The organism is Hymenobacter plasmatis, from assembly GCF_020711255.1.
Classification (GTDB): Bacteria; Bacteroidota; Bacteroidia; order Cytophagales; family Hymenobacteraceae; genus Hymenobacter.
This window is the reverse complement of record NZ_JAJFAW010000045.1, coordinates 1-12,282: the sequence shown is the minus strand read 5'-3', so window position 1 is coordinate 12,282 and position 12,282 is coordinate 1. Positions and strand designations below refer to the sequence as shown.

Annotated in this window: 8 protein-coding genes; 5 read left to right on the top strand and 3 right to left on the bottom strand. The window is 61.7% G+C overall.

What is annotated here, in order from left to right; genetic code table 11:
* Positions 1-60: 60 nt before the first annotated feature.
* The 3 genes from LJ738_RS20750 to LJ738_RS20740 all read right to left on the bottom strand — a co-directional run bounded on the left by LJ738_RS20750 (position 61) and on the right by LJ738_RS20740 (position 2,438).
* The gene (locus LJ738_RS20750; RefSeq protein ID WP_227788271.1) at positions 61-903 is read right to left on the bottom strand and encodes a site-specific integrase; all 843 of its coding nucleotides are present in this window, start codon (positions 901-903) and stop codon (positions 61-63) included.
* On the bottom strand, positions 825-1,271 hold the full coding sequence (locus tag LJ738_RS20745) for a hypothetical protein (RefSeq protein WP_227788270.1): 447 nt from the start codon (positions 1,269-1,271) through the stop codon (positions 825-827). The genes LJ738_RS20750 and LJ738_RS20745 overlap by 79 nt, the downstream gene beginning before the upstream one ends.
* Before the next feature lie 378 nt (positions 1,272-1,649).
* Positions 1,650-2,438 (bottom strand): XRE family transcriptional regulator, encoded by a 789-nt coding sequence (locus LJ738_RS20740; RefSeq protein ID WP_227788269.1) that lies wholly within the window; start codon positions 2,436-2,438, stop codon positions 1,650-1,652.
* A gap of 141 nt (positions 2,439-2,579) precedes the next feature.
* On the opposite strand from LJ738_RS20740, the gene LJ738_RS20735 reads away from it, so the two are divergent.
* The 5 genes from LJ738_RS20735 (at position 2,580) to LJ738_RS20715 (ending at position 11,854) form a co-directional block, all read left to right on the top strand.
* A complete protein-coding gene (locus tag LJ738_RS20735) occupies positions 2,580-2,987 on the top strand; it encodes a YbjN domain-containing protein (protein ID WP_227788268.1) in 408 nt (135 codons plus the stop codon).
* Positions 2,988-2,998: 11 nt separating this feature from the next.
* Positions 2,999-3,706 carry a PspA/IM30 family protein gene (locus LJ738_RS20730; RefSeq protein WP_227788267.1) on the top strand — a complete coding sequence of 236 codons (708 nt, stop codon included), beginning with the start codon at positions 2,999-3,001 and terminating at the stop codon, positions 3,704-3,706.
* Between the two features lie 70 nt (positions 3,707-3,776).
* On the top strand, positions 3,777-4,421 hold the full coding sequence (locus LJ738_RS20725; protein WP_227788266.1) for a hypothetical protein: 645 nt from the start codon (positions 3,777-3,779) through the stop codon (positions 4,419-4,421).
* Positions 4,422-4,600: 179 nt separating this feature from the next.
* The gene (locus tag LJ738_RS20720; protein WP_227788265.1) at positions 4,601-6,775 is read left to right on the top strand and encodes a flotillin family protein; all 2,175 of its coding nucleotides are present in this window, start codon (positions 4,601-4,603) and stop codon (positions 6,773-6,775) included.
* Positions 6,776-6,955: 180 nt separating this feature from the next.
* Entirely contained in the window at positions 6,956-11,854 is a 4,899-nt protein-coding gene (locus LJ738_RS20715) for a DNA repair ATPase (RefSeq protein WP_227788264.1), read from the top strand.
* Positions 11,855-12,282: the final 428 nt, after the last annotated feature.

Sequence of the window (12,282 nt, the reverse complement as noted above, 5' to 3'; positions counted from 1 at the left end):
CTACTGCTCACCCAACCACTTCGAAACCCATCTTCAAACAACGTCCCAATTGTGTCCGGCTTAGCTAGACCACCTCAGCCTAAATGCTTGATTACTAAGGTGCCCAGTAATACGCATCACTAATTCCGGACGCAACCCCTGTTCTAACGCCAGCGTCACGAAGGTGCGGCGACCGCAGTGGCAGGTCAGCAGTTCCCACTTACGGTACGATTCACTCTCGCGCCGACCGGCCCGGTAGCGGGTGCGCTCAACGAGCGCGTCCAAGCCGGCACGCTGCCCTACTTCCTTCAGATAGGCGTTGAGCTTTTGGTTACTGATGCTGTGAATTTGGCCGCCGAATAGGCCAGTCAGCAGCTCCCTGGCGCCGGGTCGCAACGGAATCATGAGCAATTCCTTGGTTTTGTTCGTGCGTAGGCGCAGCCGCTCGCCCTGCAGGTGCTCGGGCCGCAGGTTGACCAAGTCGGAAAACCGCAAGCCGGTATAGCAAGAGAGCAGAAAAAGGTCCCGGGCGTTGGCCAGCGCCGGGACGTCTGCGAGGTTGACCTGCTCCACGGCCCGCACCTCCTCGATGGTCAAGGTCAGGATGTCCGGGTCTTGTTTCCGCCAGGACAACCCCGCGTAGTTGGCCTTCTCGGTGAGGCCGAATGTATGCGCAAACTTGAGAAAGGCTTTCAGGCGGGTCAGGTTTTTGGCGATGGTGTTGTCCGTGAGCCGCTGCTGGGCCGAGAGGAAGGGGCAGAACCGCGCCCCGAAGGCGGGCGTCATCAGCGCGTCGATATCGAGCGCCTCGCGGGTACTGGTCTGGTACGCCTTTACATGGCCCATCAGAGTGAGGTTGGTCTGGAGGGTGGCCCGGCTGAAGCGCCCGCGCTGATACTCGTTCCACTGCTCGAACGCAGCCAGCAGCGTTGGGCGGGCTCGGCCGGCGCTTCCACCATCGGTACCACAGCCACGACCGGCTCGGGCGCTTGGGGGACCGGCTCGATGGCTTGGCGGAGCTGTTCGGGGGTGGGCACGGTACCGGCTGCCACGTACTCCAGGAAGCAGTTCTCTAGGCGGGTACGCAGGGCCGCTAGCGCGTCGTTGATGCGGTCTGCTTGAGCGTAGCCGCGGGTATTCACCAACTGTGCGGCTTGGTTCCAGCGTTTGGGTTCCACCACACTCAGGCCAGTGTAGATCTTCACTTTGGTGCCGTGGAAGGCGAGCCGGGCGATGATAGGCGTAGAGGTGGATCCGTTGGGGTTTTTAAGGAAAAACGTCAGGCTGGCCATGCGTGCTATTCTGTGTAAATAATTGGAAATCAGACACAAAAATAAACACGACAATAAATTTTCTCAGTTCCAAGCAATTCATTTACAATAACTTACAGCCACTAAAGCCTCCCTCCCCCTGCCGCTATTGGCGGGTTCTGTGCTCTTTCCTCCTTTCCGCCTGCCGGCAAAGAGCCCTGCTGTAGGCCCTCGCTCACGGTAAACAGTCATCGTGGGGCGCACCCTCCGGCCCCAGGGAATCGACTGGGGCTTGCGTCGGCCTGTAGTGGGGCTGGGCCTTTCCCCGTCGGCGCTTTCACCTGGAAAAGACCTTTTACCGAGCTACAGGCTTATTAGCGCAACAGAACGCGGGCTGACCTGGACAAGCCACGGCTTAGCTCAGCTTAGGCCGCGCTCGAATAGTTCTTCCACTTTCCGCTCGAGCTCCGCTACCCGTTCGTCCAGCAAGGCCGGGGCCCGCAGGTGCGTGGTGAATACCCCCCGTACTTCCCATATTTCCAGGGCTTGGCTCAGCGCGAGCTCCTGGCTGCCATAGTCGGGGTTGTCGGCGCGCAGCTTGAGAAGCTGGTCGTTTTCAAGCCGCTCGATCAGGCGCCGGATGAGGAGCTTGCCCGGGGTGACAAACACGTAAACGTTGCCCGTTTTCAGGCGGGGCTGGGCCTTGTCGACGCGGCTGCACAGCACAATGTCCTGGTGGCGCAGGCCCTGCCGGTGCAGCAGCATGTCGGCCCCCGATACCTCGAAGGCCCGCGTTGGGCCCGTGAGTTGGTGCGGCAGTTGCAGCCACGGGAGCGCGTCCACAAAGGCGGGGTCGTGGTGATGCACGATGTACTCCAACGCCCGGTTGCGGTACACCAAGGGCGTCACGTTTTGCGGGTGCTCAGCCGGGGCGACCGGGGAAGGCGCGGGGGCCGGCTGCTGCAGCTGCTCCTGGAAAATATCGAAATGATACAGCTCGTTTACGGTGAGCTCTTTCGTAAGTAGCAAGTCTACTGATAAGCCAAAATGCTGAGCAATCTGGATCAACGTCTCCATTTTGGGCTCCGAGCGGCCCTCCTCGTACGCGCCGACGCTGGGCCTGGCCAAGCCGAATAATTCGGCAAAAGCGGCCTGGCTTAGCTTTTTAACGGTTCGGATCTTGCGGATGTTCTTGCCAACGAAGGACATAGTACGGTAAGATTATTTCGCTCAAAACATGAGCATATTCAAAACTTTGCTTATCATTGTGGCGTAAATCTACCACAAGTCCGGCGAAGCTCAGCCAAAGCCGCTACTTTTTTGAGCAGGCTCGCTTTTCACTCTTATTGCATGACCCACCCCTACTTCGCCACCGTTCACGGCTACCTGCTGGAATTGGGCTTCGACATCTGCCACGCCGACGCGCAGGAAGGCGTGTTGGTCGTCGACAAGCCGGAGCTGGCCATCCGCAACCTCGTCATCGGCTGCGGCGACCCGCTGCTGATCCTGGAGCAGTACCTGCTCGACCTGCCCGCCCCCTCGCTGGCAGTGTACCAGCGCCTGCTGCAGAAGAACCGCGACATCATCCACGGCGCTTTTGCCCTGGATGACTCCGGCCGCAAGCTCATCTTCCGGGACACGCTGCAAATCGATTCCCTGGACCTGGCCGAGCTGGACGCCTGCGTCAACTCCCTGGGTTTGCTGCTCAGCGAGTTCGCCGATGAGCTGATTCAGTTTTCCAAGCCCCTCCCCGCTTAACCTTCCCCGCCATGAACCTCCTCAACCGCCTCTTCAAAATCGGCCAGTCGGAAGCCCACGCCGCCGTCAACCACCTCGAAGACCCCATTAACATGACCGAACAGGGCCTGCGCGACCTGCGCCGGGACCTCGACAAAAGCCTGCACGGCCTGGCCGAAGTCAAGGCCCTGGCCATCCGGGCCCGCAACGAAGGCGAAAGCTTCCGCACCAGGGCCTCGGACTACGAAAGCAAGGCCGTACTCCTGCTCCAGCGCGCCCACAAGGGCGAACTCGACTCGGCCGAAGCCGACCGCCTCGCCGGCGAAGCCCTGCTAAAAAAGGCCGAGAACGAGGCCCAGGCCGCCCGCGCGGCCACCGACCAGGAAAAATTTGAGCACTCGGCCGCCCAGATGGACCAGAACGTGAGCTCGCTCAAGTCGACCATCAGCCAGTGGGAAAACGAGCTCAAAACCCTCAAGGCTCGCGTGACGGTGAGCACGTCCACCCTGGCCATCAACAAGCAGCTGGCGCAACTCGACTCCTCGGGCACGGTGGCATTGCTCGAGCGCATGAAGGAAAAGATCGCCGTGCAGGAAGCGCTGGCGGAATCCTACGGTGAAATCGCCCAGGCCGGCAAGAGCCTCGACGCGGAAATCGACCAAGCCCTGGGCGCTAGTGGTGCTGGCAAAGCCAGCCGGGACCTGCAAGCCCTGAAAGCCAAGCTGGGCTACCGCGAATAGCTTAAAAAGGGCCGGGCTGGCTTGGGATTTATTCTAATACTGCTACCTTTAAGCTGCCCTAGATATGCCTATGACCGAACTTTTACAAGCCGCCATCTCCCCGCCTAATCTGCTGCCCACGAGCCTGCTGGTTTTCGTGCTCCTGTACTGGCTCACGGTGCTGCTGGGCTTGCTCGATCTGAAGACCGTGGACCTGAGCGTCCACGACCACGGCCACGCCCATTTCGACAGCTCCCCCGGCCACGACGGCCTCGGCACCGGCTGGCTCAACGGCGCGCTGGCCTTCTTCAACCTGGGCCGCATCCCGCTGATGATCTTCCTCAGCTTCGTGTTTTTGCCGCTCTGGGCCGGCAGCATTCTGGCCAACTACTACACCGGTAACACCTCGCTGCTGCTGGGGCTGGCCTTTCTGCTGCCCTTGTTCATCGGCAGCCTCTTCGTGGCCAAATTCCTGACCCTGCCGTTCGTGCAGCTGTTTTCGGCCCTGGAAAAAGACCACGACGGCGGCGCGGTGGTCCTCGGCAAGGTGTGCACCGTGCTGCTGCCCGCCACGGCCGAGCGCCTGGGCCAGGCCGCGGTCCACATCGACGGCGCGCCCTTGATGCTCAACGTGCGGAGCCTCAACGCGCCGCTGGGCAAGGGCGAAACGGCGCTGGTCATTGACTTCGACCCGGCGCGCAAATGCTACCTGATCGAGCCGTTCGCCACGCATTAGCCCCCCGGCCTAAGATGCTGCCCCTGCTGAAAAAATGCCGCCGCTCTTTCGCGGACACCGCGGTCGAAGTGGCCTTCGAAGCCCTCGCCGACGGCTTGTTTGGTTCGCTGGCGCGCCTTTTCGATTAACCACTCTACTACCACGACAATCACTCCTCATATTTCTACACCCCTACTCGCATGCTAGCTTCCCTTTCCTGGGCCGTTTTGATTATCATCGGCCTGTTTCTCCTTGGCTTCCTGGCGGTCGTCGCCAAGATGTATAAAAAAGCCGTGCAAGGGGAAGCCCTCCTGCGCACGGGCATGGGCGACGCCAAAGTGTCGTTTTCCGGCATCATCGTGGTGCCCATCCTCCACATACTGGAAGTGATGGACATCAAGCTGAAAACCATCGTCATTTCCCGGGCCGGCGCCGAAGGCCTGGTGTGCAAGGACAACATGCGCGCCGACGTGAAAGTCAACTTCTTCATCCGGGTGAACAAGACCCACGAGGACGTGGTGAACGTGGCCCAGAGCATCGGCGCTCACCGCGCCTCCGACCCCGTCGCGCTGGAAGGCTTGTTCGACGCCAAGTTTTCGGAAGCCCTGAAAACCGTGGGCAAGCACTTCGACTTCATCGAGCTCTACAACTCCCGCGAGCAGTTCAAGCAGGAAATCCTGCGCATCATCGGCACCGACCTCAACGGCTACGTGCTCGACGACTGCGCCATCGACTACCTGGAGCAAACCCCGCTGCAAGCCCTCAACCAGGACAACATCCTGGATGCGGAAGGCATCAAGAAAATCATCGCCCTGACGTCGGAGCAGAAAATCCAGGCCAACCAGCTGCAGCGCGACCAGCAGAAAACGATCAAAAAGCAGGACGTGGAGGCGCAGGAAACCATCCTGCAGCTCGAAAAGCAGCTGGCTGAAACCCAGGAAAAGCAGTACCGCGAAATCGCCAACATCAAGGCCCGCGAAGCCGCCGAAACCGAAAAAGTGCGCCAAGAAGAGCGCCAGAAGGGCGAGAAAGCCCGCATCTCGGCCGATGAGGAAATCAAGGTGTCGGAGCAGAACCGCGACCGCCAGATTCTGGTGGCCGAGCGCAACAAGCAGCGCACCGACGCCATCGAAACCGAGCGCGTGGAGCAAGCCCGCGCCCTGGAAGTGAACGAGCGGGAGCGCGTCGTGGCCCTGGCGCAGATTGAGAAGGAAAAGGCGCTGGAAGAAGAGCGCAAGAACATCCAAAGCATCATCCGCGAGCGGATTACGGTGGAGAAAGCCACGGTCATCGAGGAGGAGCGCATCAAGGACACCCGCGCGCAGGCCCTGGCCGACCGCGAAAAGCTCGTGGCCATCACCAAGGCCCAGCAGGAAACACAGCAGGCGACCATCACCTTCGTGGGCCACGCCGACATGGAAAAACAAGGCGCCGAGTTCCGCGCCAAGCAGTCGCTGATTGACGCCGAGGCCGAAAAAGCGTCGGCCGAGCACCGCTCGCAGGCCATCCGCATCCTGGCCGAAGCCGACGCCAGCAAAGCCAGCGCCGTGGGCCTGGCCGAAGCCCAGGTGATGCAGGCCAAAGCCGCCGCCCGCCAGAAAGAAGGCGAGTCGGCCGCCAACGTGATGCAGCTCACCGCCACGGCCGAAGCGCAGTCCATTCAAGTACGCGCCACGGCCCAGGCCGAAGCCGACGAGAAGCTCGGCGTGGTGGCCGCCAAGGTCAACCTCGAAAAAGGCCTGGCCGAAGCCAGCGTCATCGAAGCCAAAGCCGACGCTGACCAGAAGCGCGGCCTGGCCGAAGTGACCGTGAACGAGCAGCGCTTCGCCGTCGAAGCCAAGGGCATCGAAGCCAAGGCCGACGCCATGAAGAAGCTCGACGGCGTGGGCAAAGACCACGAGGAGTTCAAGCTGCGCCTCGACAAGGACAAGGCCGTGGAACTGGCCCAAATCAACATCCAGAAGGACATCGCCAGCGCCCAGGCCGGGGTCATCTCGGAAGCCCTCAAGTCGGCCAAAATCGACATCGTGGGCGGCGAGACCATGTTCTTCGACCAGATTATCGGCTCCATCACCAAGGGCAAGATGATCGACCGCGCCGTGCACAACTCCGAAGTGCTCGGCACGGTGAAGGACGCTTTCTTCTCCCTGGACGGCAACGGCGGGGGTGACTTCAAAACCAACCTGCGCCGCTTCGTCAACCAGTTCGGGCTAAGCTCCGACGACATGAAAAACCTGAGCATCTCGGCCCTGCTGCTGCAAATGATGAACAAGGCAGGCGATGAGGCCACGCGCAGCACCATTGCCCAGCTCACGAGCACGGCCGCGGCGCTGGGGATTGCCGACAAGCCGGTGAAAACGCTCAACCTGGCTTAAGCCTTTTCACCCCGAAAGGAAAACGTCCCGCCGAGCTGGTTGGTGCCTCATTGCTGCGCAGAGTAAACGATTTGCGCCGGCGGTCGCGAGGCGTCGACCAGCTCGGCGAGACCCGTTTTCGGGCCGCGTTATCGCTGTCCAGCTCCTTATTACTCCTTGCCTCACCCTGGCACCCCTGCTATGGAACCCACTACCGCGCCCGCCCCGGACGTCAAACTAGAAGGCGGCACCTACGAAATCCTGCGCAACCGCTTGCAAAAAAGCGGCGTGGACCTGCGCACGCGCCTCGAAAAGCTGAACACGGACCGCAAAACGGTCTTCGGCGCCATCGACACCCAGTTGATCGGCACCGGCCGCATCAGCACCGAGCACAATTGCGTGCCGTGGGACATGGTGCCCGTGGGCCGCCATTTCCTATTCGGCTACAACGTCGTTATCGGCCTGAAAACCGAGGTGGAGTTGTCGGATGTGTTCGGGGCGTATGCTTACGACAATCACGAGTTCCACGCGCGGCCGCTGGAACTGATTGCCAACGCGCAATTCGCCGAGGAATTCCGCAACCTGTACAAGTATTACAAGAACACGCAATTCGTCAAGTTCGCGGTGCTCGGCAGCCATTTATTCATGGTGTTCCGGGTGGGCAAGAGCGCCAACGACATCAAAACGTTTAAGTGGCTGCTGCAGGGCGACGCGCTCACCTACATCGACAACCGCAGCGACCACGAGTACGGGTTTCCGCCCCAGCACGAGTTTACTTGGAAGCGCACCACGCGCGACATGCAGCGCAGCGGCAAGCACCCGCACATCAGCGTCGAGGACCGGGTTTTCGTGGAAACCATCCACGGCGACCTCACCATTAAGATTGAAAACAACACGGCGACCGGGCGCGGCATTTACTCCGAGCCGGTGTCGGACAAAGACCAGACGCTCGACGACTCGGAGATTTACTACGCCATCGTCGGCAACATCATCCTGCTGAAAATCCGGCCCTACCAGGAGCTGGACTACCGGTACTTTATTTACAACGCCAAGCTGCAGACAGCGCAGCGTTTGGACGCGCTGGCCGAGGCTTGCGTGCTGCTGCCCGACAACCAGGGGCTGATCTTTCCGCACGGCTTTTACCTGCAAACCGGCGAGGGCAAGCTGTTTGACAAAGGGTTGCGCGACATGCTGTTTGAGAAGCGGATTGTCTCGCCCAATGGGGAAGACTTCCTGTACGTTTTCTTCAACAAGGAACAGGGGGCTTATTTGCTGCTCTCGTACAACCTCATCGCGCAGCGGGTGGACAACCCCATCAGCTGCCACGGCTACGCGCTGTTCGAGAACGGCGAGCTGTGCTACTTCCGCAAGGACGACGAGGCCAAGAAGCACCACGCGGTGCAAATCTGGCAGACGCCCTACGTAGCGCCGGATTTCGAGCTGCCGGTCACCTCCGATTCCTACCTCTACAAGCTGGGCAACAAGGAAATCGTGCGGGCCATGGCCGAGGCCCAGGAGGTGCTGACGCTGCTGGGCAAAGACGACAGCTACGCCGGCCTCTACCTCGACCTGATTCGCCTGACGACGACCCTCGCCGACACCTACCACTGGCTGCGCGAGCCCGCGGCCCAGGCCCTTTCAGAGCCGCTGCGCGACATTCAGCAGGCGGCCAACGCGGCGGTGGAGGAGTTCGACAAGGTGCTGACCATCCGCAAAAGCACGGGCGCCGAAACCCAGCGCGTGCTGGCCAAAGCCGACGAGCTGACCGGCCGCAGCAAGCGCACCGCGGCCACCGACGTCAACGAATACGTGCAGCTGCTGGCGGAACTGCGCGGCGTGCGCGGCGAGGTCATTTCCCTCAAGGAGCTGCGCTACGTGGAGCTGCCCGCCGTGGAAAAGGCCGCCGCCGAGCTGGAGCAAACCAGCAAGGACGTGGCCGGCCAGACGGTGGACTTCCTGCTGAAAGACGACGCGCTCAAGCCCTACGCCGGGCGCGTGCAGGCCATTGCCGACGCCATCGAGCAGGTGCAGAAAGTGGCCGAGGCCAACGAGCTGGAAAAGCAGGCCAACGCGGTATCGAGCGAGCTGGAGCTGCTGATTGAAGTGGTGGGCAACCTGCCGATGGAGGACCCCACGCAGACCACGCGCATCATCGACAACATCTCCGCGATTTACGCCAGTTTCAACCAGATCCGGGCGGCCCTGAAGCGGCGGCGGCAGGCCCTGGCCGGCACCGAGGCGCAGGCCGAATTCACGGCCCAGATCAAGCTGCTCGACCAGGCCCTGGTCAACTACCTCGACCTGTGCGACGCGCCGGCCAAGTGCGACGAGTACAGCACCAAGCTCCTGGTGCAGCTGGAAGAATTGGAAGGCAAGTTTCCTGAATTTGACGAGTTCCTGGGCCTGCTGGCCGGCAAGCGCGAGGAGGTCTCCGAAGCGTTCGAGTCGCGCAAGGTCAGCCTCGTGGAAGCCCGCAACCAGCGCGCCTCGGCCCTGCTGCAGTCGGCGGAGCGCATCCTCAAGGCGGTGCAAAATCGGCTGGGACGCTTCGAGACGGTGGCCGACATCAACGGCTACTTCGCCTCCGACCTGATGGTGGAGAAGGTGCGCCAGACGGTGCAGGACCTACTCCAGCTCGGCGACCCGGTGAAGGCCGACGACATCCAGAGCCGCCTGAAAACGGTGAAGGAAGACGCCGTGCGCCAGCTCAAGGACCGCGCCGAGCTCTTTACCGACGGCGGCCAAGCCCTCAAATTCGGCCCCTACGCCTTTACCGTGAACACCCAGCCCCTGGAGCTGACCGTGGTGCTGCGCGACGACGACCTGCACTACCACCTCACCGGCACCAACTTCTTCCAGAAAATCGCGGAGCCCGCCGTGCTGGATGCTCGCGCCGTGTGGGACCAAACCGTGGGGTCGGAAAACGCCGACGTGTACCGCGCCGAGTACCTGGCCTGGCTGCTGTTGCAAGCCGCCCAGCACCCCGCCCACGGCGGGGCGCCCGCCCGGCTGTCTGTGGCCGAGCTCTCCCACCTCACCGTGGCCGAACTGACGGCGCACGTGCAGCAGTTCATGGCCCCGCGCTACGCCGAAGGCTACCTCAAGGGCGTGCACGACCACGACGCGGCCCTGCTGCTCGAAGCCCTGGTGCGGCTGACCCGCACCGCCGACTTATTGCGCTACCCCACCGACGTGCGAGCGGCGTCCGCCCTCTACTGGCACGGCTTCACGGGCCGCAAGAAAAAAGCGGCCTGGCAGCACCAGCTGCAGGGCATCGGCGTGCTGCTGCAGGTCTTTCCCGACTCGCGGGAGTTCGATGGGTTAAAGGCCGAATTGCAGCTGGCCATCGAGGAATTTGCGGCGGGCACCGGCTTGTTTGCGCCGACGCATCTGGCGGAAGCCGGCACCTACTTGTTCTTCGAATTGACCCGCGGCGAAACCTTCGTGATTGCGGCGGAGGCCGCAGAGTTAGTGCAGTTGTTTCAGCAGTCGCTGAAGGAACGGAATGCCACGGCGCAATACGAAACGTCGGTGGCGCTATTGGCCGAGCAGCCGGGGGCCCAGTTCCAGCTGGTGCGCCAGTGGCTGCAGTCGTTTTTGCAACAGACGCCCACCGCGCACCTCGCCGAGTTTCGGGACGAGTGCGCCGTGCTGCTACTTACCAACTCCTTCGACCCCGCCCGCGTGGTGCGCACGCCGTTGCGCGAAACGCTGACCGGCCTGCAAGGCTCGCACGCCCGCGTTCACGAGCGGAACTACCAGCTGAACTTTCCCGAGTTCCGGCGCCGGCTGCACCATTACACCCGCACGGTGGTGCCGCTGTTCGAGGCCTTCGGTACGCTGAAAAAGGAGCTGCTAACCCGCTTCAGCGAGGAGCTGCGGCTGCAGGAGTTCCGGCCGCGGGTGCTCTCCTCTTTTGTGCGCAACAAGCTGATCGATGAGGTGTACCTGCCGCTCATCGGCGCCAACCTGGCCAAGCAAATCGGCACGGCGGGCGCCGACAAGCGCACCGACCTCATGGGCCTACTGCTGCTGGTCTCGCCGCCCGGCTACGGCAAAACCACGCTCATGGAGTACGTAGCCAACCGCCTGGGGCTGATTTTCATGAAAATCAACGGCCCGGCCATCGGCCACACCGTGACGAGTGTGGACCCCGCGCAGGCGCCCAACTCCGGGGCCCGCGAAGAGCTGCTGAAGCTGAACCTAGCCTTCGAGATGGGCGACAACGTCATGATTTACCTCGACGACATCCAGCACTGCAACCCCGAGTTTTTGCAGAAATTCATTTCGCTCTGCGACGCCCAGCGCAAGATTGAGGGCGTCTACCAGGGCCGCGCCCGCACCTACGACTTCCGCGGGCGCAAGGTGGCCGTGGTGATGGCCGGCAACCCCTACACCGAATCGGGTGAGCAGTTCCGCATCCCCGACATGTTGGCCAACCGCGCCGACATCTACAACCTCGGCGACATCATCGGCGACACGGCGGCGACCTTCCTGCTCAGCTACCTCGAAAACTCCTTAGTAGCCAACCCCGTCCTGAACCGCCTCGCCGCCAAAAGCCAAGCCGACGTCTACCCCCTCATCCGCCTAGCCGAAACGGGCGACAGCGCCGGCCTCACCTTCGAAGCCAACCACTCGCCCGAGGAAATCAGCGAGTACGTGGCCGTGCTGCAAAAGCTGCTGCGCATCCGCGACGTGGTGGCCCGCGTGAACGAGGAATACATCCGCTCGGCCGCCCAGGCCAACGAGTACCGCACCGAGCCGCCCTTCAAGCTGCAGGGCTCCTACCGCAACATGAGCAAGCTGGCCGAAAAGGTGCGCCCCATCATGAACGACGAGGAAGTGCGCGCCCTGCTGGCCACCCACTACGACAACGAAGCCCAAACCCTGACCAGCGGCACCGAAGCCAACCTGCTCAAGCTCCGCGAGCTGCTGGGTTGGCTACAGGAGTCCGAAACCACCCGCTGGAACGACATCAAAGCTACTTTCACCCGGAACTTGCGCGCCAGCAGCGGCGGGCAGCTGCAAAGCGTACTTACGCAGCTAGAACATATTTCCGGTGGTTTAAGTGGAATCCGGGAGGCTCTGGTTAATAATTAAACAGTCGCTCGGACGGGCCTACACCTTGATATGCAGAACAGCGGAAGCATTTGGTTATGGAAGGTCCTCTAACTGGGCAAGCTCTGCGGTCTTTCCTGCATATAAAACCCTTGGGTTGGATAACAGGCGCCGGTGCCTTGTGATGCCTGTCATCCGATAAGCCCAGGTTGCTATTCGGACTGTTTTCCTGAATGATAACTTAATCTTATCAGGCCTTATTAACCGGGCCGGAACCCCTTGGCATGGTAAGGTGATCATCCCTTATCGCTGGTGCGGTCGGCTTTGGTGTTAACAGCTGCCGAACGCACGTTTAATAAACGTTATAAACGCCGCCGTTCGGGTTCCTGCCGCGGCGCTGGGTCGAAAGGCCCCGGCTTCCGACGGACCACGGAAGGGGAAACGCCCCCTTGACGGAACGGAGCGACGCC